The organism is Brevibacillus fulvus, assembly GCF_016908525.1.
Taxonomy (GTDB): Bacteria; Bacillota; Bacilli; order Brevibacillales; family Brevibacillaceae; genus Brevibacillus_G; species Brevibacillus_G fulvus.
Genome location: NZ_JAFBEB010000004.1, coordinates 230,067 through 251,309 on the forward strand (window position 1 = coordinate 230,067; position 21,243 = coordinate 251,309).

The following is a 21,243-nucleotide window of genomic DNA, read 5'->3' on the forward strand; positions in this document are numbered from 1 at the left end:
GGTCGATCACACCTCTCTGATTTTTTCTAACAGGTTATGCAGCGCCATCGCCCGGTGACTGATCCGATTTTTTTCTTCCGGCGGCAATTGCGCCATCGTGCAGAGACGCTGAGGCAGGAAAAAGACGGGATCATAGCCAAACCCGTTTGTTCCCGCCGGCTCTCGCAAGATTACGCCCTCGCATTTGCCTTCAGCCAAGAGCGGCGGCTGTCCCGGTTGCACAAATGCAAGCGTGCAGCGAAAACGGGCGGTCCGCTTCTCGTTGGGCACTTTCTCCAGTTCACGCAGCAGTTTTTGCCAATTTTCCTCGTCCGTGGCGTGCTCTCCGGCATAGCGAGCCGAATATACACCCGGCCTGCCATCCAGCGCATCCACTTCCAGCCCGGAATCGTCGGCTATTGCCGGCAGACCGAGAATCTGCGAAATCGTTTGCGCTTTTTTGATCGCGTTGGCAGCAAACGTATCCCCATCCTCGATGACTTCCGGGGCGTCCGGATAAGCGGAGACGCTGACAACCTCCCAGCCGAGCGGGGCCAGCAACCGGTCAAACTCCTTGACTTTCCCTTGATTGCGGGTTGCCAAGACTACACGTTTTTGCTCAAGCATCTGCGTTCACCGTCTCATTGGCTGCCCGCCCAAAATCGAGCGGAATGTCTGCCAGCACCTCTTTCTGAATCGCGATCAACTCATTTACCCCTTTTTGCGCCAGGGCAAGCAATGTTTGCAGCTGTTCCCCGCTGAACGGAGATTCTTCTCCCGTTCCTTGCAATTCCACGAATTTCCCTTGCCCCGTCATCACGACATTCATGTCCACTTTTGCCGAAGAATCTTCTTTATAGTTGAGATCCAGCAAAGCTTCTTCCTCGATGATTCCTACGGAAGTGGCCGCAAGAAAATCGCGGAGCGGCAGTTGTTTCCAGGTTCCGCTTTGCACCAGTTTGTTCATCGCTTCCACCATCGCCACAAAGGAGCCGGTGATCGACGCCGTGCGCGTCCCGCCGTCTGCCTGGATAACGTCGCAGTCAATCCAGATCGTCCGCTCGCCCATTCCTTCCAAGTGAACAACCGAACGGAGCGCCCGACCGATCAGTCGCTGGATTTCCATCGTCCGCCCGCTCACTTTTCCTCTGGCCGCCTCGCGGGGATTGCGCGTTTCGGTCGCACGGGGAATCATGGAATATTCCGCTGTCACCCAGCCTTTTCCGCCATTGCGCATAAACGGAGGGACCCGATCTTCCAGCGTTGCTGTACAAATGACCTTCGTATCCCCCACCTCGATCAAGCAGGAGCCTTCTGCGTGCTTGATGTAGTTTCGCGTAATTTTCACCGGTCGCATCTGATTGCTGGCACGGCCATCTATTCTCATGTCAAGTTCCTCCTCGATCTCTTCGTCAACTTTGCTCATTATACCAAAGGCGAAATGGTAAATGCCACCCTGCCCCTGCCACCTTGCTTCCGCGTAAAAGAAACTCCACACTGAAATTAGCGTGGAGCGTCTCTTTAGTAACATTATCAGCTTTTTCGCAGTCAGAACTGCATGGAATTAATTTGCAGCGGACGATCCACCGGCTTGGAGAAATCAAAGGCTCCGCTGGTGACCGGTTTCCCATCGACCATCACCTGTACCTTGTTGGCTCCGGTGTTTTCCGTCAATGAAAGCAGCAGCGACTCGATCGCCTCCGGATTGGCCTCCTTGCCGTTATCGTATTTCAGCAAATCATCGCTGAGATTGACGGTAACGGTATCCGCTTTTTTGTTCACATCGAGCACTTTCGTCGTGCTGAGGATCGAACTGTACAGCGGCGAACCTTCTTTCGGCCCCTTGATCAGCTCCTCGACAACCGCCCTGGCCACGTCATCTGTCTCCGGGATCAGGCGGGTGACGGGCACCAGGTAAGAACGTTGGTCATCCAGTTGTCCTTGAAAGTAAACCGTGACAGGAGTCGTTCTGCCGGGGATCGCTCCCTCAGCCAGCTCCACATTGATGCCAGTATCGCGGTTGAGCAGCGAAATTGGCGTGTTGTCGACCGGCATTTCCGACAAGGGGGTTCCATTGACCCAAATTGAAACATTTTTAATGGTCTTGAACTCAGTGAGCGCGCGGGAGATCGCGTCGAGAATCGGCTTTTCCTGCTCGGCGCTGTAATTTTTAAATTCCTTGGAAAAATCAACGGTTGCCGTTCCTTCCTTAATGGTCATCCCCAGTACCTTGGTTCCCTCCGGCAGCACAGGGCTGAATCCAGTCGGAAGCATTGTCTCAACCGGGCCCCCTTTGACCATGTAAGTGAGAACTTGTTTGGCCGCGCCCTCTTCTTTCGGCAATGTCAAGGAAACCGGCACGACATACCCGTTTGGATCGAACAGGTAAACGGTGCGTTCCGCTGTTCCTTGTACCTGCTCCGCCGCCTCACCAGCATTTCCGCTCGCAGCCCCGGCAGGTTTTTCCTCCAACACTACGTCAGCTTGAGGGGGAGCATCAATGCTGGATGTCTCTTGCTCCGGACCGAACAGCCCGCATCCTGTCAGCAAAACAGTACTTACCCCAAGCACGGCTGTTACTTTGCCAATGCGTCTCAACCCCATTTTCCCAACCTCCTCAAAACACTTTGTACTACCATTTATACGAGCCTGAGCTTGGTTTATGCCCGAATGTCCAAAATGGCAGAAAAGGGGGAGGAGGTTAGGCTGCGATCAGAAGTTGGGGGCTTTTTCCAAAATTTTGCGTTGCACGTTTATGTGACAGCCAAACCATGCTTCGCCAATGTTGCGAAATGTCACATCGTCTCCGCTGGTGTAAAAATGGTGTTCGACGCCATCGCCCCGGGCGGTCGCCAGGCTGTCCTGCAAAGATAACAGCATGCTCAGTTCACGCGCCGTCTCCTCTGCCGAACTGATCAAGGTAACCGTCTCGCCCATTGCTTCGGCAATTAAGGATGTCAGCAGCGGGTAGTGGGTACAGCCCAAAATGAGTGTATCCAGATCGTACTGATGCAAAGGGGCCAGCGTCTCTTTGACGATCCGGACAGCTTCCTCGGTATGTTGCAGCTGCTGTTCGACAAGCGGCACAAAGGCGGGGCATGCCTTGCCGACTACATAAAGCTCGGGATGAATCCGGCGCAACGCCCGTTCATAGGCCGCTGTGCGAATCGTCGTCTCTGTGCCGATCACGCCGATCCGCCCTGATCTTGAGGCAGACAAAGCCGCCCTCGCGCCTGGCTCGATCACTCCCAGCACCGGAATATTTAACCGTTCGCGCAAATCTTCCAGCGCTACCGCCGTTGCCGTATTGCAGGCAATGACAAGAGCCTTCAACGGATATTGCGACAAAAAATCGACCATTTGCAGGCAAAAATAGCGGATTTCCTCCGGGTCTCGCGAGCCATACGGACAGCGTGCATTGTCCCCAAAGTAGATAATTTGTTCCTGGGGCAACTGCCGCATGACTTCGCGAGCGACCGTCAAACCGCCTACACCAGAGTCAATGATTGCGATTGCATGTTGTTTCTGCATGTTGATTGTCTCCCTTATTCGTTAAGTAACGATGAGCTGTGTAAACGTAGCTGCTACTACGATATGAAAAATGGCACAAACGTGTAAGGTACAAATGCCGCACCACCTTTTCCCTATTCTCATATCATGGGCTAGAGAATGTAAAGGAGGAAATTGCGTTGAAACAAGATCTGGAAAGCTTGCGCCAATGGTGCGACTGGGGACAGCAATGGATCAGCTATTTGCGGCAAAAGCCGCAATTATTGACAGCCGAGTTGGGCAAGCAGCTGGGCAGCTTCTCTGACGCGTTCAGCCAACTGCAGCGCAAGGCCGCAGATATTCGGAAAAAACCTCAAGCGAATCTTGAGCTTTACCGGCTGACGGCAAAAGCCGAAGAAGTGGAACGGCATTTTGAACAATTTTTGCGGTTAGTCCAGGACAACGCCTCCGATCCAAACCGTTGGTGGTCCGGGCAAGAGGGCAATGCCGACCAGCGGTCCGAAACCCCTGTTTTCCAACCGGTGCCGATCGGCAAGCATACTTTGCCGCCGCTTCCTTATGCTTATGACGCTTTGGAGCCATATATTGATGCAGAAACGATGCGGCTGCATCACGACAAGCATCATCAAAGCTATGTAGACGGGTTGAACAAAGCGGAAACGATGATGGCACAGGCGCGGGCCACCAATCAGTTTGATTTGATCAAGCATTGGGAACGAGAAGCGGCTTTTCACGGTGCCGGCCATTATTTGCATACGATTTTCTGGACGATCATGAGCCCGCAAGGCGGCGGGATGCCACAGGGCGAATTGCTCCAGCAAATCAATCGCGATTTTGGCTCATTTGATGCGTTCAAACGTCATTTTTCCCAGGCTGCCGAAAAAGTGGAAGGCGGCGGTTGGGCGATTCTCGTCTGGTCGCCGCGGGCACAGCATCTGGAAATTTTGACGGCCGAAAAACATCAAAACCTGTCGCAATGGGACGTGATCCCTTTGTTGGTTCTGGACGTATGGGAACATGCCTATTATCTTTCTTATCGGAATGATCGTGCCAAATATATTCAAGCATGGTGGGAAGTCGTCAACTGGCCGGAAGTGCAAAACCGGTTTGTCAGTGCCCGCCAATTGATCTGGCAGCCGTATTAAACAGGCGAAAGGCAGATTCATCGCGCTTTCCCGCTTGTCAAAGCTCCGGAAATCATACAGTCCAGGCCAAGAGGGAATCATTGCGTGAATCTGCCTTTTTCTATTAAGAAGCGCTGCCTGAATCGTCTGACAGAGGTTTTGCGAGCTTCTTCCTATTTTTCAGCAGGCAGCCGCAGCTGCCCGGAAATGGTCACATGTGCCGATCCGCCCACCTGAATGATCGGCCCCTCTTCGCCAGGTGTAATCGTGATGTTCAATCTGCCCGGTCTGTGAATCGCATCTCCCTGGGCGATCCGCAGCTGATGTCGCTTCGTCTGTTCAAGCAATCCTTCCAAAACAAGATAACCGGCCAGCGCTCCGTTGGCCGCACCAGTCACCGGGTCTTCCGGAATTCCGACGGCCGGGGCGAAATCCCGGGTGTACAAGTCATAATCTGTCCCCCGCTCAAACGTAAACAGGTGGGTTGTGCCGATCCCGTGCTGTTTGTTATGCAAGCTTAACTCTTGCAACTGCGGGCGGGCATGATCAATCGCCTGTCTCGATTTCACCGGGACCATCAAATGCCAGACACCGGTGCTCGCCAGACGGATCGGATAGCGGTCGTCCAAATCATCGACGGACAAACCGAGCATACGGGCCAATTCTTGCCTTGCCACTGCCAGTTCTGCCACTTTTGGGCCGATTTGCGTCATCGTTACTTGGGACAAACGGGTTTCCCCTTTCGCCCAGTCGATCGGCACCAGGCCCACATTGGTGGAGAAAACGACCCGCTCCGTCCGTTTTGCCCAGTTGCGCTCGCTCGCCAGCAACCAGGCCGAACCTAATGTCGCATGCCCGCAAAAATCAATCTCCTGCTGCGGCGTGAAATAGCGCACGCGAAAATCGGCATCAGGCCGATCGCTAGGCAGTAAAAATGCCGATTCCGGCAAATGCAGTTCGTTGGCAATCCGCTGCATTTCCTGTTCTGTCAAGTCCCCGGCATCGGGAACGACACCCGCGGGATTTCCCCCAAACGGCTGGTCCGTAAACGCATCGACATGATAAACCGTAATCTGCCTCATGCTTACCCCCTTTTTATTCCTCGCTGAATTTGGTCTTCGCGAAGCATCCAATACATCCATTGTGCCAGTTTTTTTGCGGAAAGCAAGGCGGGAAAAAAGCAAGTCTTGCACTTTTTCGAGGGCTCCCCTATAATGTGGGCTATTAACTTCATACATTCGGATGAACCATTCAGGAAAAGACCGTTTTTGGTCTACCGAAGGGGCAAAAGGGAGACTTCCCTTGAAACTCTCAGGTCTTGCGAAGCAAGTACAAACTGCATGGGGACGAAACTTCTGGAGAGACTTTCTTGATTGTCGACAGCAAGAGAGAGAGCACCGAAGGAGCAAATTCGACTGGAACAGCAGACGAATAATCTCTCAGGTAAAGGGGACAGAGGGCAAACGGATCTACTCCTGGGACAGTAAGGGGGCTTCTTTTGCAATCCGTTTATCTCCGGAAGCATTTCATCACGACGATGAGATGTTTTTTATTTTCTTAACTTTGAAAGGAGAAGGATTGAAGTGGTGTTGGATGTACTCAATCAAATCAGCGGGTATGTGTGGGGCGTTCCTACCCTGGTGCTGTTGGTGGGAACCGGTATTTTTCTAACCTTCCGACTGCGAGGGTTGCAATTTTCCAAACTTGGCTATGCGCTTCGGCTTGCATTCGGCCGCAGACAGGATACAGAGTCGGCCGGTGATATCAATCACTTCCAAGCCTTGATGACCGCGCTTGCAGCCACGATCGGGATGGGTAATATCGCCGGGGTTGCAACCGCTGTTGCGGTCGGCGGTCCGGGTGCCATCCTTTGGATGTGGATCACGGCTTTGTTCGGCATGGCGACGAAGTATGCCGAAGCGATCCTCGCCGTTAAATATCGGGTGCAGGATCAAAACGGACAATTTTCCGGCGGCCCGATGTATTATTTGTCCCTGGGGCTTAAGCAAAAATGGTTGGGAATTCTGTTCGCACTATTCGGAACTGTCGCATCGTTTGGAATCGGCAACATGGTGCAATCCAATTCCGTCGCCGAAGCAGTTCAGCTCAATTTTTCCTTGCCCCCCATCGCTACCGGAATTATTCTTGCTGTTTTTACCGCCTTTGTCGTCCTCGGCGGCGTGCAAAAAATCGGTCAAGTAACCGGCGTCATGGTTCCATTTATGGCTCTGTTTTATATCATCGCAGGACTTATTATCCTCATTGTCAACATTTCAGCGATCCCGCAAGCCGTAGCCTTGATCTTCCAGAGCGCATTCAGCGGCATGGCGGCAGTCGGCGGGTTCATGGGCTCGACCGTTGCCCAGGCAATTCAAATGGGGGTAGCGCGCGGCGTATTCTCCAACGAAGCAGGTTTGGGCAGTGCGCCGATTGCGGCGGCGGCAGCAAAAACGGATACGCCGGCAAGACAGGCGCTGGTCTCCATGACCGGAACGTTTTTGGACACGATCGTCGTTTGCTCGATCACCGGCCTTGTGTTGATGACGACCGGCGCCTGGTCCTCGGGTAAAACCGGGGTGGAAGCCACTACAATCGCATTCCAGTCGGTATTTGGTCCTTATGGCAGCATTGTCTTGGCCATCGCCATTATTTTGTTTGCATACTCGACGATCCTCGGCTGGGCTTACTACGGTGAGAAATGCTTCGAATACTTGTTTGGCAAAGGCACAGCCATGATCTATAAAGTAATCTGGGTCATCATGGTCGTGGTCGGGGCAACAATGAAACTCGATATCGCCTGGGCCCTGTCCGATATTTTCAACGGATTGATGGCCATCCCCAACCTGATCGGTCTGATTGGCTTGAGCGGAGTTGTCGCCGCCGAAACCAACCGCTTCCTGCAAGAAAACAAGCTGGAAAACACCCTGAACCGTTAACGGCAACAATCCGATTCTCGATTCATCTGAAACGCCCATCGCACGAGAGGTTTACTCTCACGCCATGGGCGTTTTGCCATTTCTGCCCATTTCCGATCGATCTTGCCGCCGAAGACTCCCCCATGTCGTCTTCCTGAAACAGACAGCGATTGGACGCAATCCGATTTCCCCTATTGTCGCGCCTTTTTGCATTTGTTATGATTTTGTAAAATATGTAAATTTTTACTGGGGGTTGTTGCATGAAAATGAATCGTGCACAAGGTCTGCTTCTTGTTCTTGGTCTTGCCGTCAGCTCGATCCTGACGGGATGTGGAAATGCCTCGCCCACTTCCGCTCCGGAAGCAAAGGAGGAGCAGGTCATCAAGATCGCTACCCAAAGCCCGCTATCCGGCTCCCTTTCACTGGAAGGAGACGGCATCAAGCGCGGTGCGGAGCTGGCGATCAAAGACCATGCCGAAGAGTTTCGTTCATTAGGTTTTTCTCTCCAGCTGTCGCCGCAGGATGACCAGGCTGATCCCAAAATCGGCGTATCCAACGCGGAGATGTTGATTGCCGATTCGGACGTGCTGGCTGTCATCGGACACTATAATACCGGCGTCGCGATCCCCGCTTCGGCCAAGTATGAAGAAGGGCATTTGGCGATGATCTCCCCCGCCAATACCGGGGTTGAACTGACAGAAGGAGGAAAGCAAACGGTAAACCGGCTGGTCGCTCGCAACGATCAAATCGCCCCGGCGATCGCTCGTTATGCCAAAGAACAAATGGGCGTGACCAGTGTCTTCTACATCCACGACAAGACGGCTTATGGGCAAGGGCTGGCCGACGAAGTGCGCAAAGCTTTCGGCAATTTTCATGTTACGGAACTCGGTTATGAAGGCATTACCCCGGGAGAAAAAGATTACAACGCGATTGTCAATCAAGTGATCGCCAAAAAACCCGATCTGATCTTTTATGGAGGGATGTATGCAGAGGTTGGCATTATTGCCAAACAGGCCAAGGACAAAGGCTACTCCGGAAAGATCATGGGCGGAGAAGGATTGGAATCGAAAGACATTTATAAAATTGCCGGTGACGCGGCTGAAGGAATTGTTTACGCAACCGTTGTAGGCGATATTCGCTCCCGGGAGGAAGGGAAAAAATGGCTGGAACGTTACCAACAGCAATTTGGCCAGGAACCCGGCGCTTTCTCGGCCTTTGCTTATGACGCGACCTTGGTCGCCATCAATGGCATCAAGCAAGCAATCCAGGAAAACGGCAAGCAAAAACCGACCCGTGAACAAGTCATGAAAGCGATCCGCGCCACCAAAGACTTTAAAGGATCGTTTACCGAGGTGAGTTTTGATGAAAAAGGAGATAACACCTACTCCAAAGTATACATTTATCGTTATGGAAAAGAGCAGGCCGAATTCGTCGGCGAAGCCCAGTAAAATCAAAGACGGGTTGCACTGCTGATCATACCGTAAAGAAGGCAGATTCTCTCTGCATTTCCCTCTGGTCATAAATCGAGGCGTTTTTCTATGACGCGCTTCGCTGTGCGGTTTACAGGCTGGTCAACCGCTCGCTGTGAAGCGCCCTCCGCTTTTCCGTATGTCTGCTACTGTCGTCCGGGGAGGTTTTTGACAAGGGGTGTGCAGGCTTGCATCTGCCTTTTTTGATGGCGATCCTTGCCAATAGGTAGTTGTTCATGAAAAAATGAAGCGTACAGGTTGAGGGAGAAAAGGGCAACATAAACCCATGTTCAAATTGTTCGTGGGATTTCACCATGATTGCTTTATCTACCCGCAGCTGCAAAACCGGTACGCTTGTTCTTTTTTTACATACCATCAAATGCAGGAGGTAATGTCGTGCGTCTGCCCAACCAAATCGCTAATCAGCAAGCACAATCTAATCAAGAACTCCGCGAGCACGCCGCTCCCTGGTTGATTGTCCTGGGAATTATCATAATTGCGGCGAATCTCCGTGCTCCCTTAACATCAGTCGGACCTTTGGTCAGTCTTATCCGGGAAGACGTCCATATTTCCAATACATGGGCAGGGTTGATTACCACCGTCCCGCTTATGGCGTTTGCCCTGTTTTCACCTCTTGTCCCGAAATTAGGGCGAAAATTTGGTGTGGAAGTCACCATTCTCGTATCCCTCATCTTTTTAACAATTGGCATTGCTTTGCGTTCCTTGTCTGGAGCGGTAATGCTGTATAGCGGAACGGCTGTCCTCGGATTCGCGATTGCCGTCTGCAATGTTTTGTTGCCGAGCCTGATCAAACGGGAATTTCCCCAACAAATCGGCACGATGACAGGGGTTTATTCCATCTCTATGAATTTGTGCGGAGCGATTGCATCAGGAATTAGCATTCCGCTGGCGATCGGACTCGGATGGAATTGGCAAGGTGCCTTAGGCATCTGGGGAATTTTAAGCTTCGGCTCCATCCTCTTTTGGCTGCCGCAAGCAATCGGCCGTAGAAAGCAGACATCCGTTTCCGGTCAAAGCCAAACTTACAGCGATCATGTAAATGTTTGGCGATCTCCGCTTGCCTGGCAAGTTACCTTGTTCATGGGAATCCAATCCACCTTTTTTTATGTGCTGATCGCATGGCTGCCTGAAATCTTGACGGAACAAGGAATCGGTTCCAACCAAGCGGGATGGTTTCTCTCCATTATGCAGTTAGCTTTACTTCCTTTTACCTTTGTTGTTCCCGTCATTGCAGGGCGCATGTCCAGTCAACGTTGGCTAGTTGCGATTACCTCGCTTTTGCTTTTGCTAGGCACGCTGGGTTTACTTTACGGAAGTCCAAATTTCATCTTGTTGTGGGTCATCATGCTCGGTATTGGTGGAGGCTTTGCCTTCAGTCTGGCGATGATGTTTTTCGGCTTGCGCACAACGAATGCTCACCAAGCCGCAGAATTGTCCGGTATGGCGCAATCCGTCGGATATTTGCTGGCTGCGATCGGCCCAACGCTGTTTGGCTATTTGCACGACACAACAAATAGTTGGACGGTTCCTCTGCTCATCTTGGTTGGAGCGGCGGTTTTGCTGTTTCTGTTTGGCATGGGTGCAGCCAAAAATCGCGACGTAGGCTCAGCTTAATCGTAAATTCAAAAAAAATCCTCCCCCCGCTTCCAGAGGAAGCAGCAGAGAGGGTGGGTGGACGTGGTTCAAATCTCTAACTCTCCAAGTCGAACAAGTTCGACCACCGCTTGAGATCGACCTTTAACACCTAATTTTTGCATGACATTTGAGATGTGATTGCGTACTGTTTTTTCGCTTATGAAGAGTTGTCCGGCAATCTCTTTGGTTGTTTTGTCTTGGACCAAGAGTTCAAACACTTCTCTTTCACGATTCGTTAACAACGGCTTGGTTTGGTCGCTACCCTTCAATCGTGCCACCCCTCCTTGTGGGCTCTACAGGAACAAGGTTGAGGGATTACAGTGTCACCTTATCCTATGTGGGGGGGTGGGTGGTGGTGCCGGATGATAAGGGATTTTAGGCTTTTGCCTTACATCGTATTCAAAAAATAGGCGAGGAGTTCCTGTCGACGTGAAATATTGGCATGCTTGACCGCCGCTGCGCAAGTCCGGAAACAACGAGTCCGAACACTCACAAATATGCCGTCCGGTGGTACGTTCCTTGATGGCGTTGACGCAGCCCTTTGCCCAGCAAAGCAAAGGAAACAACGGCAACGGTGTAGGCGCCCAGCGGAGCTAAAAAAATGTACATATGGGCGCTGTAAATAAAGCCGCGATATGCGCCGACCAGTCCGGCCCACTCGTGGGTCACCGAGTGATAGGTGATGGGGTCGGTGGTCATGAACGTTCCCCCGACATACATGTCAAACATGCCCAACAACCCCATCAACGTCATAATGGCGATTGCTTCGGTGACAAACATGACGGTGATTTGTTCCTTGAGCTGTGGCAAAATATGGCGGTATATAAGCGAATGACGCCCCGCGCCAAGTGCTGTCGCTGCCAGAACATACTGCGAATGCTTGATCTGCTCCGTCTTTTGCCGAATCGAGGCAACAACGCTGGGGATGCCCAACAGGCTGAGCAATCCGATAAAAATCGCCAGCAGGGCGCCGACCGGCAATTCCGCATTCACGTTGATTCCCGACAAGAGAAAATAAGCTGGGATAAACATCGGGATGTACCCCCAGGCATTCTCCACAGCCAACCACCATCGCTGAGCTTGTTCCGCTGTGCCCAAGTAGACCCCGACGACCGTCCCGGCGAGCACGCGCAAGAAGGCGATCAGCAACGTAACAAAAATGGTGTAGCGCGCTCCGTACAGCAAGAGCGACAACAGGTCACTGCCGGCCTTGTCCGTCCCCAGCCAGTGATCGGCGGAAGGAGGCAGCGGCGGCGAAATGATTTTTGTTTTCCCGTTGACCTCGACATTGCGCACGCGCTCTTTGAAATCTTCTTCATAGGGAGCGATCCATGGACCGACGATCGCCAGAATGACCAGGAATGCGACCAACAGGCTGCCAACCCATAGCGAAAGATTCATCCGGTTTTTTTGCAACAGCTTCCCCTCCCCTATATGCTAAAGTGCGACTACTCATAGACAAAGGTACGCGTGCAGACATACAGCAGCAAACGAACCAGATAATAGACAAGGATGGACAGCAAAATGATTGCCATTAAGCCCATCACCGCAGCATTGAATTGATACGGTGCTCCTTTGCTGAAAATGAACCGGGTCAAGCCGACGACATTTAAGGTGTATTCGACAACAAACAGATTGGAAACGGCAATGGCGACCGTTTTTTTCAAATCGGCCAACACGATGGGCAGGATATTTTTCCATACATGGTGGCGCAAAACATGCCAGACGCCCAATCCTTTGGCCAAGGCCGTTTTTATAAAATCCTCTCCGCTGATCTGCCGGTAATGCAAACTGATGACTTTGGTCAAGAAAATAGTCGGTCCTATCGCCAAGACGGCCATTGGAAACCAACTGTTTACCGCATCGCTGTTGGGAGATAACGTAATGATGCGGATTTGCGTCCACTTGTAAAACTGGATCGCCAGCATGATGGAAAACAGAACGAGAACAAAGTCCGGGATCGCCGACAGCAGATCAAGCAAGCGCTGGAGAAGCCGTGCCAGAAAAAAACGCTGTAAGAATAGTCCGACAATCACGCTGATGAAAACCGCCAGCAAGACGCCGCCCAGCAGAAGCCCAAAAGAACGGACCGCAAATGGCAAGAGATCATGGGCAATCTCACGCTCGGTTTGTCCGAGCTCATATGTGCCCAGCGTTCCGTGCGACATTTGTTCAACCAGGTAGACAGCCCGGCTTACCAGCTTGTCCGGCTCAAAAACGACCTCTTCCTTGGAGGTGTAAACCATCAGCGGGGCACCGCAAACGATGATGACGAGCAAAAACATGGCCAACAGTTGTTTGGTCAAGGTAAACAGGTGGATTGCCTCCCTTTTCCATCAATCTTGTTCCAAAAATAAGGAAAAACGCCCTGCTTGGAGGACGCTTGGTTAACGTAGTTATTTTGCGACAATTACCTGGATGTCTAGTTTTCCCAAATCACTGATCTCAAGCGGTACCGTAAGAGCCTCTCCGGTAAGTGCAGGCAACTCTTGCCCTTCCAGAAGCTGAGGCGGTGTAATATCAATAGTAATGCCTTGTGTATACAGGATGCTGCTGGCGTTGCCAGAAATCATGTTACCCAGTTCGGCGATTGCGCTTTTGCCCATTTCATCCATCTCCTGAATCGGAAAGCCGCCCATCATAGCCGAGACAATTTTCAAGGCCACATCATGGGAGAGACCAAACATAACGTTGCCTTGAACCTCACCAGTGAGCCCGATGCGAATCCACACATGATTTTCTTTAAATGATACTTCCTTGATGCTAAGTTCCCCGCGGGTAATCTCTACATTGCACATCTGCTGGAGAATATTGGAGGCCGATTCCAGAAACGGGTTGATATACTGGACACTCATCAAAAAACAAATCCTTTCGACAGGCAATTGATTCCTTAATTGTTATTATTATAAATTCTTTAATTTAGGGTAACAAGAGCTATTTCTTGTTTGATCAGTTCGCCGAACGGACGGGAATGCCGGCAAACAGCCGAACCAAGCGCTCATCCGGTTGACTGGTGTAAATGCAGACCGCTTGCCGCAAATCGAGGATCGTCACGCCGATCTCATGTTGGCTGAGCTGCCAAATGGGCAAAGGCAATTCGCCAAAAGCGATTACCGTGTCCCCAAAAGCCAGACATTCAGCAATACATCGCTGCCGCGGATAAGTGGGAGATTCCTCGAGCAAATGAATCGGTTCGAGCCCGAATTGTTCCAGCAGATGCCGGCGATCTGCCAACTGTTCCGGATTTTTGTTCCCTGCCGTTTTTCGCGGAGACAACACAGGATACGCTTGATAAATATATTCCCGGTTTATTCCGTGATAAAACATAAAAAAATAACCTCCCGGCAAATAGATACCCACTTTGTCTTGAAACAGGCAAGGGTGTCTACTCGACACCCTTGCCATCTTTCCCGGTGATTACAATTTCACTGTCAATTGTTCGCCCCAACAAATCGATTGCCGTCAGGCTAATTTTTTGCTTGCCCGCTTTTACTTCGGGCAAATGCAAGCGAAATTCGCCTTTGTCGTTTAGATCCGGCTGGATGCGCTGCTCGCCGTAGAAGACTTCCAGTTGGACGGGCGTTTCCGATGATATTTTGCCGTGTATGGACAAGGGCTCTCCGGCTGCGGCTTGGTAGCTTTTTTTCTCCACGGCAAGCGTCGGCATCGGAAGAGACTTCGCTTTGTACGTTACCGATTGTTGACCGACGTTTAAGGTGGCATTTCCTCCCGCCGCGTCAACATACGCTTGCGCCTGAATCAAGGTTTTGTTCCCCGCTTCATCCCCTCCCTCGATCAAGAGGCGATTTTCTCCCTGATGCAGCACTACTTGATGTACCTCGTATTTTTCCAACGCTTTTTCCAACTGTTCGCCTTCCCAATGGGCAATGATTTGCCCGTTGACCACCAATTTGCCTTTATAGTTCAAGTCATGGAACCGGATGCGCAAAGGCATCACCATTCGCTTGGTAGCCGGTTCGTAATAAACCTCTTCGGTTCCGTTGTTCATCAGCTGAAGCTCCGGAGCGGTTTTATCCACAATGATCCGCTGTGTAAACTGCCGCTTGTTGCCAAACAGGTCTTCGGCCTCATAGACGACGTAATTCAGACCTTCCGGCAACTTCAAGATCGTCGCAAACGCGCCGTCCTGCTCGACCGCAACGGCCTGCTGATTGATCTTCAGTTTGACCCGGTCAAGCATATCTTCTCCGCCAACTCGCCCATGGATCGCGATTTCCGACTGCGCGGTCACCAGCAGTTGCTCGTACAGGTCATTGGGAAAGACAACGGTTGGCGGCGTATTGTCTCCTTTGCCATTGATTTTGACGAACGACAGATTGCCGGCGTAGTCATAAGCCACCAAAGTGATCTGTTTGGATGGCTGGCTGATATGCGTGCCTTTTTCACTGGCGGAATACGGACCGCCGGCTTTTTTGCCGTCCATGTACAGTAAATATCCTTGCACATCCTTGTCCCGACTGTTCCAGTGCAATTGCTTGCCCGACAAAGAAGCGGTCACACTCGGCGCTTTTCGGTCGACGCGAACGGGCAGAATCATCGTCTGCCAATCGGCGTTTTTCCCGTCAATTTTGGCGCGAATCACAAACCGGTATGCTCCGTCCGGCGCAGGCACATACTCACCTTTTTCCGGGGAATACAGCTTGCCATCCCAGTTCCATTCCTCTTTTTCGGTATAAAAGTAAGGCAGGCCCAGCTTCGACTGATCAAACTTTTCTACTTTCTCGTCGTTGACAAGCGAACGGACAATGTGCCCTTGCTTGTCCGCAATCGCGATGCTTACCTGTTTGGCATTTCGCAAAAAAGTAATCGAGGGGGAAGCGATGTCATAATGGCCATCGTCATTTGGCGAGAAGGCAATTTTGTCCGGATCGATCAAGACTCGTCCCTCTTCGTTCACACCGGTAACGCCCAAGTAATCGCGATACTTCCATTTGTCATTTTGTTTATCGTGATACCAGGTTGTTTTTACACCGGTGCGCTTTTCCTGGCTCGCTTCCTCCCAAATCGGCGCGTCCATAATGCGCGGTTCGTCCCAATCGCCATAAAACCCGTAATAGGGAACGCGCAAAGCCGGAACATCCGCAGCGGTCGGCTCAAACAGGATATAGCCTTCCGCAAAGGAATTGCGCGGCGTTTGCGCAGACAGCTGCAAAGTGACTTTTAGTTCCGCGCGTTTGCCGGGCGCTACGGTCAATTGATTTTTGGAGAAAGAAAGTTTTGCGCCAGGCAAAGGGGTGTCGGCCAAAAGATTGTAGCCGTCCCGACGCAAATCGGTCATTACGCCAAATTCATTTTTGATCGTATACGTCAAAGGCTTGTTGCCAAATTTGTTGTCGAGATACAGCGTAAACGTTTTGCTTTTTCCGATCTCCCCCAGCGATATGCCCGCTTTTCCTTTGCTGTCGGTAATGACCACAGGGGTTTTGATCGCCTTGGCCACCTGCAGCATGCCCGCACCTTGCACACGCGGCGAATAGGGAAGCTTGCCCGGTTTGTCGCCAACCGAAGCTGTGGCGATTTCGCGCGGATCGATAATCGGTTCCGCCGTATTCATCGCTGCAGCCTTGATCGTCTCTACCAGCTTGCGTCCCTGCAGGTTGCGTCCTTCCTTCAAATACGCTTGCTTGATCAAGGCCACTCCTCCTGCTACATGCGGGGTCGCCATTGAGGTGCCGCTTTTCACGGCGTAGCCATGATCCCGAACGGTTGAAAGAATTCCTCCGCCCGGTGCGGTTATTTCCGGTTTGAACTGCAGATCCGGGGTCGGTCCCCAGGAGGAGAAAGACGACACTGTCCCCCCATGCGGATAAGGCAACGGGTTTTGGCCATATTGCCCATCAAAGGAAACCGTTACTTTTCTCCCCTTTTTCAACTGCGCCGCCAGCTGCTGTCCCGGCAGCTGCAGGATGGATACAGCCGGTATCTGTTTGCTGCTATCCGCACTGATGATCATCGGTCCCGGTTGATTGTTATAAATAATGACGCCGGCGGCCCCTGCTTGCTTGGCCTGCTTCAGTTTTTCCTCAAACGTAATCTCTCCCCGTTCTACCAGGACGACTTTATCCTTGACGGAAACATGATAATCTTCTTTTTTTCCTTTTCCCATATAGACGAGCTGATACGATCGAGGCAGAGATTGAACCGGATTCAGCGCTTCCCCCTCGCTCGCATGGCCGGTGAAGTAAACAACGCGCTCCAGTCCGCTCACTCCGGTTACAGCGAAGCTGATCCCTGCCAGCGACGCCGAATTGGCGGACGCAACCGAAAAGGCGTCCGGCGCCAATCCCGGCGATCCAATCATGGAGACGTCAGGGTTTTCCGCCTTTACTTTGTCGCTTCCGAAATAACCGTCGTTTCCGGCCGCTGCCACGACGATCACCCCATGATCGACTGCGCGTTTGATCGCATATTGCTCCATATTTGTCTCATCGACATAACCTGCGGAAGAGCCCAAACTGAGGTTGATCACATCCGCCTTTTTGGCGACGGAATCATTGATCGCAAATAAAATCGATTCGCTCAGTCCGGAAACCTCTCCTTGATAATTGCTGAACACTTTTTGACTAAGCAGCTGCGCCTCTGGCGCAACCCCTTTCAGCTTTCCGTTGGCCGCCACGATACCCGCCACATGCATGCCATGTTGTGATTCTCCAGCATCGACGGTCGTCTGATTGCGATCGGCCCAATTGTAGCCGGAAATGACCTTTTGCGTAGAGCCGGATTTTTGTTTGGCCGCTTGCTTGTTGGCCAGCGGAGCCATATCAGGGTGATGGGGATTGACCCCGGTATCGATAATCGACACCAGCATCCCTTCTCCTTTCACACCCGCCTCTTGCCACGCCTTTTTGACTTCCAGCATATCCAAAGCGGAGGAGGGGCCTGTATTCACCTGTTCGCTTGTGATGACCGCTTCCGGTTTGCTCCATTCATTCGCAGCCAGATCCGCTTCCCGCCTGGAACCAATACCCGCGCTTTTTTCTGCGGCGTGGGAGCGGTTCAGCTCATGCAGATCCTCGATCACTTGTGTGTAAAAAGAAGCAGGCACCGTCTCCTCCGGTCGATTCAAGCTTGCTGCTGTACTTGCAGGTATGTCCGTGCCTAAAACGAATACTGTGAACGCGATGCTGGCGCATAATCCTCGTTTCTTCATCTCCTGCCTCCTCTGGAAAAAAGTCAGTGGCTTCCCTATAGTTTTCCAAGGAAGGCAGGACGGTATTCTCCCGACAGAAAAAAACCCCCAACGCGAGGTTGAGGGTTTTGCCGCTGCTTACGAGAAGAAGAAACGTTTCAGCGCGTATTTATTGGTTTCTTTGTTCATGTGAGCGATCGAAGTGGTCAATGGAATACCTTTCGGGCAAGCCTGCACGCAGTTTTGCGAGTTGCCGCACTCGGCAATGCCGCCTTCTCCCATCAATGCTTCCAGACGCTCATGTTTGTTCATCGCACCGGTTGGATGCTGGTTGAACAAGCGAACTTGCGAAATGGCGAACGGTCCGATAAACGGAGATTTTTCATTCACGTTCGGGCACGCTTCCAGGCAGACGCCGCAAGTCATGCATTTGGACAATTCATACGCCCATTGACGGTCAACCTCTGGCATCCTTGGTCCAGGACCAAGATCATAGGTACCATCAATCGGAATCCAGGCTTTGACGCGTTTCAGCGCATCGAACATACGGCTGCGGTCAACAGACAGGTCGCGTTGAACCGGGAATGTGCTCATTGGTTCAATTCGGATCGGTTGCTCCAGCTTATCGACAAGTGCGCTGCACGCTTGGCGAGGTTTGCCGTTGATCACCATCGAGCATGCTCCGCAAACTTCTTCCAAACAGTTGGATTCCCAAATAACCGGTTTGGTTTTTTGGCCCTGTGCGTTGACAGGATTGCGCTGGATTTCCATCAATGCGGAAATCACATTCATATTTGGACGGTAAGGAACCTTGAATTCTTCCTTATAAGGAGTGCTATCAGGCGTATCCTGACGGGTGATGATCAAATGAACCAGTTTGTCGGCCATGATCAATGCCCTCCTTTCTTATCAGATGAGTAGTCGCGCTTGCGCGGTTTAATCAATGAAATGTCGACGTCTTCATAGTAAATGTCAGGTGCAGTCGTCTCCGGATTGTAACGCGCCATCGTTGTTTTCAGGAACTCTTCGTCATTGCGTTCCGGGAATTCCGGTTTGTAGTGAGCACCGCGGCTTTCATTGCGTTGCAGCGCGCCCAAGGTAATCGCCCGGGCCAGCACGAGCATGTTCCACAAGTGACGGGTGAATTGCGCACCGGAATTGCTCCACTTTTGCGTATCGTTGACGTTGATCCGTTTGTAACGCTCCATCAATTCCTGGATCTTTTCGTCTGTTTTTTGCAAACGGTCGTTGTAACGAACAACCGTAACGTTATCCGTCATCCACTCACCCAGCTCTTTGTGCAAGATGTAGGCATTTTCGGTACCATCCATTTTCAGGATGCTATCATATTTTTCTTGTTCTTGTTTAGTATAACTCTCAAACAATGTGCTGGACAAGTCATCGGAAGACTTTGCCAAACCATTGATATATTCCAGTGCGTTCGGTCCGGCAACCATCCCGCCGTAAATGGCCGACAAGAGAGAGTTGGCACCCAGACGGTTTGCCCCGTGTTGCGAATAGTCACATTCACCGGCAGCAAACAATCCCGGAATGTTGGTCATCTGTTTGAAGTCCACCCACAGACCGCCCATCGAGTAGTGAACGGCAGGGAAGATGCGCATCGGTACTTTGCGCGGGTCTTCGCCAACGAATTTCTCATAGATTTCAATGATCCCGCCCAATTTTACATCCAGTTCTTTCGGATCTTTGTGCGAAAGATCGAGGTAAACCATGTTTTCACCGTTAATTCCCAGTTTTAAATCGACGCAAACATGGAAAATCTCACGGGTAGCGATGTCACGCGGCACGAGGTTTCCGTATGCCGGATATTTCTCTTCCAGGAAATACCACGGTTTTCCGTCCCGATAAGTCCAGACGCGGCCGCCTTCACCACGAGCCGATTCGGACATCAAACGCAATTTGTCATCGCCAGGGATAGCGGTCGGGTGAATTTGAATGAATTCCCCGTTGGCATAAATCGCCCCTTGCTGATAAACAGTGGAAGCAGCTGTACCGGTATTAATAATCGAGTTGGTCGTTTTCCCGAAGATGATCCCCGGCCCCCCTGTTGCCATAATCACAGCATCGGCAGCAAAAGAAACAATTTCACCGGAACGCATGTTTTGCGCGGTAATGCCGCGGCAAACGCGTTGGTCATCCATGACGATTCCGAGGAAATCCCAATATTCGTATTTCGTTACCAAACCTTCCGTCTCATAACGACGGACTTGTTCGTCCAGCGCATACAGCAGCTGCTGGCCAGTGGTCGCTCCCGCAAATGCAGTGCGGTGGTGTTTGGTTCCCCCGAAACGGCGGAAGTCCAATAAACCTTCCGGAGTCCGGTTAAACGGCACACCCATCCTGTCCAACATGTAAATAATCCCCGGCGCCGCATCACACATCGCTTTAACCGGCGGTTGGTTGGCCAGGAAGTCGCCGCCGTAGATTGTATCATCAAAGTGCTCCCAGGTGGAGTCACCTTCCCCTTTTGTATTCACCGCTCCATTGATACCGCCCTGCGCACAGACAGAGTGGGATCGTTTTACCGGAACAAGGGAGAACAATTCAACAGGTACTCCTTTTTCTGCTACTTTGATGGTAGCCATCAAACCCGCCAGGCCACCACCGACAATAATCACTTTACCTTTTGCCATCGTTTAGTCCCCCTATCTTTTATTGGATAAATGCCGTAATTGCCCGAATACCGATAAAAGAAACAACTACGAAAATGACCAAGGTAAAATAGCTTGCTAACCGTTGGGAACGAGGCCCAACAGTAATCCCCCAGTGAACGAGGAACGACCAGATCCCATTGGAGAAATGGAATACCGCGGCCAAAACGCCAATCACATAGAAAACCACCATGGCAGGGTTGCTCAGGATGCTTGCCATCAAGTCGTAGTTAAACTCCGTTCCCATGGCAATTTGAATGCGAGTTTGCCATACGTGCCAGGCCACAAAAATCAAGGTGATGATGCCGGAAATCCGTTGCCAAAGGAACAAATGATTGCGGAGGTAGCCAAAATTACCTACATTCGATTTGGCTTGAAAGGCAATATAGATACCGTAAATTGCATGGAACAACAACGGTATGTATATAAACACAAACTCCAGCACAATCAAGATCGGCAGACTCTCCATAAAAGTAACAGTGGAGTTGAATGCCTCAGCACCGCGGGTTGCCGAGTAGTTCGCCACTAAATGGACGAGCAAAAAGAGACCGATTGGTACCAAACCCAGCAGTGAATGAATTCTTCGACTTACAAATTCCTGGCTATTCGCCATAAACAGGGCCCTCCTTTGGTAGTATGTAATTTTCATTGTTAAGGTTTGACACACCTTCCGCCATTTATTCCTGCCATACCCAACCGCCGCATTGACACATGCCAAATCCAGCGCATTTTAACAAGTTATGCGCTTGCAAAGATTTGTCGGGGTCA

General features: G+C 51.4%; 18 protein-coding genes and 1 riboswitch. Of the genes, 4 read left to right on the plus strand and 14 right to left on the minus strand.

The window, feature by feature from the left end; all coding sequences use genetic code 11:
• Positions 1–6 precede the first annotated feature (6 nt).
• The 4 genes from JOD01_RS08170 to racE all read right to left on the minus strand — a co-directional run bounded on the left by JOD01_RS08170 (position 7) and on the right by racE (position 3,510).
• Entirely contained in the window at positions 7–606 is a 600-nt protein-coding gene (locus JOD01_RS08170) for an XTP/dITP diphosphatase (protein ID WP_204517766.1), read from the minus strand.
• Positions 599–1,366: a ribonuclease PH gene (gene rph / locus JOD01_RS08175; protein ID WP_204517767.1), complete on the minus strand. Its 768-nt coding sequence runs from the start codon at positions 1,364–1,366 to the stop codon at positions 599–601. Before rph ends, JOD01_RS08170 begins: the two co-directional genes overlap by 8 nt.
• A 161-nt stretch (positions 1,367–1,527) precedes the next feature.
• Positions 1,528–2,583 carry a GerMN domain-containing protein gene (locus JOD01_RS08180; protein WP_204517768.1) on the minus strand — a complete coding sequence of 352 codons (1,056 nt, stop codon included), beginning with the start codon at positions 2,581–2,583 and terminating at the stop codon, positions 1,528–1,530.
• 108 nt (positions 2,584–2,691) lie between these two features.
• The gene (racE, locus tag JOD01_RS08185) at positions 2,692–3,510 is read right to left on the minus strand and encodes a glutamate racemase (RefSeq protein ID WP_204517769.1); all 819 of its coding nucleotides are present in this window, start codon (positions 3,508–3,510) and stop codon (positions 2,692–2,694) included.
• A 158-nt stretch (positions 3,511–3,668) separates the two neighbouring features.
• On the opposite strand from racE, the gene JOD01_RS08190 reads away from it, so the two are divergent.
• Positions 3,669–4,634 (plus strand): superoxide dismutase, encoded by a 966-nt coding sequence (locus JOD01_RS08190; protein WP_204517770.1) that lies wholly within the window; start codon positions 3,669–3,671, stop codon positions 4,632–4,634.
• 152 nt (positions 4,635–4,786) lie between these two features.
• Here the strand turns inward: JOD01_RS08190 and JOD01_RS08195 are convergent, their stop codons facing one another.
• On the minus strand, positions 4,787–5,695 hold the full coding sequence (locus JOD01_RS08195) for a PhzF family phenazine biosynthesis protein (protein WP_204517771.1): 909 nt from the start codon (positions 5,693–5,695) through the stop codon (positions 4,787–4,789).
• Positions 5,696–5,958: 263 nt separating this feature from the next.
• A riboswitch (glycine riboswitch) is annotated at positions 5,959–6,079 on the plus strand.
• A 111-nt stretch (positions 6,080–6,190) separates the two neighbouring features.
• Here JOD01_RS08195 and JOD01_RS08200 point away from each other — a divergent pair.
• From JOD01_RS08200 to JOD01_RS08210, 3 genes are all read left to right on the plus strand, one after another.
• On the plus strand, positions 6,191–7,549 hold the full coding sequence (locus tag JOD01_RS08200; RefSeq protein ID WP_204517857.1) for an amino acid carrier protein: 1,359 nt from the start codon (positions 6,191–6,193) through the stop codon (positions 7,547–7,549).
• A gap of 239 nt (positions 7,550–7,788) precedes the next feature.
• Positions 7,789–8,976 carry a branched-chain amino acid ABC transporter substrate-binding protein gene (locus tag JOD01_RS08205; RefSeq protein WP_420829072.1) on the plus strand — a complete coding sequence of 396 codons (1,188 nt, stop codon included), beginning with the start codon at positions 7,789–7,791 and terminating at the stop codon, positions 8,974–8,976.
• 492 nt (positions 8,977–9,468) lie between these two features.
• A complete protein-coding gene (locus JOD01_RS08210) occupies positions 9,469–10,632 on the plus strand; it encodes a CynX/NimT family MFS transporter (RefSeq protein ID WP_239565329.1) in 1,164 nt (387 codons plus the stop codon).
• A 68-nt stretch (positions 10,633–10,700) separates the two neighbouring features.
• On the opposite strand, the gene JOD01_RS08215 is transcribed toward JOD01_RS08210, so the two are convergent.
• From JOD01_RS08215 to JOD01_RS08255, 9 genes are all read right to left on the minus strand, one after another.
• Positions 10,701–10,922: a helix-turn-helix domain-containing protein gene (locus JOD01_RS08215; RefSeq protein WP_003387736.1), complete on the minus strand. Its 222-nt coding sequence runs from the start codon at positions 10,920–10,922 to the stop codon at positions 10,701–10,703.
• Positions 10,923–11,142: 220 nt separating this feature from the next.
• The gene (locus JOD01_RS08220; protein WP_239565306.1) at positions 11,143–12,069 is read right to left on the minus strand and encodes an ABC transporter permease; all 927 of its coding nucleotides are present in this window, start codon (positions 12,067–12,069) and stop codon (positions 11,143–11,145) included.
• 32 nt (positions 12,070–12,101) lie between these two features.
• Positions 12,102–12,959: an ABC transporter permease subunit gene (locus JOD01_RS08225; protein ID WP_239565307.1), complete on the minus strand. Its 858-nt coding sequence runs from the start codon at positions 12,957–12,959 to the stop codon at positions 12,102–12,104.
• 90 nt (positions 12,960–13,049) lie between these two features.
• Entirely contained in the window at positions 13,050–13,508 is a 459-nt protein-coding gene (locus tag JOD01_RS08230) for a chemotaxis protein CheX (protein ID WP_204517772.1), read from the minus strand.
• Positions 13,509–13,602: 94 nt separating this feature from the next.
• Entirely contained in the window at positions 13,603–13,980 is a 378-nt protein-coding gene (locus JOD01_RS08235) for a hypothetical protein (RefSeq protein ID WP_204517773.1), read from the minus strand.
• 58 nt (positions 13,981–14,038) lie between these two features.
• Positions 14,039–17,824: a S8 family serine peptidase gene (locus JOD01_RS19855; protein ID WP_204517774.1), complete on the minus strand. Its 3,786-nt coding sequence runs from the start codon at positions 17,822–17,824 to the stop codon at positions 14,039–14,041.
• Positions 17,825–17,941: 117 nt separating this feature from the next.
• The gene (sdhB, locus tag JOD01_RS08245) at positions 17,942–18,694 is read right to left on the minus strand and encodes a succinate dehydrogenase iron-sulfur subunit (RefSeq protein WP_420829076.1); all 753 of its coding nucleotides are present in this window, start codon (positions 18,692–18,694) and stop codon (positions 17,942–17,944) included.
• The gene (gene sdhA, locus JOD01_RS08250) at positions 18,694–20,457 is read right to left on the minus strand and encodes a succinate dehydrogenase flavoprotein subunit (RefSeq protein ID WP_204517776.1); all 1,764 of its coding nucleotides are present in this window, start codon (positions 20,455–20,457) and stop codon (positions 18,694–18,696) included. Before sdhA ends, sdhB begins: the two co-directional genes overlap by 1 nt.
• Positions 20,458–20,476: 19 nt before the next feature.
• Positions 20,477–21,088 carry a succinate dehydrogenase cytochrome b558 subunit gene (locus tag JOD01_RS08255; RefSeq protein ID WP_204517777.1) on the minus strand — a complete coding sequence of 204 codons (612 nt, stop codon included), beginning with the start codon at positions 21,086–21,088 and terminating at the stop codon, positions 20,477–20,479.
• Positions 21,089–21,243: the final 155 nt, after the last annotated feature.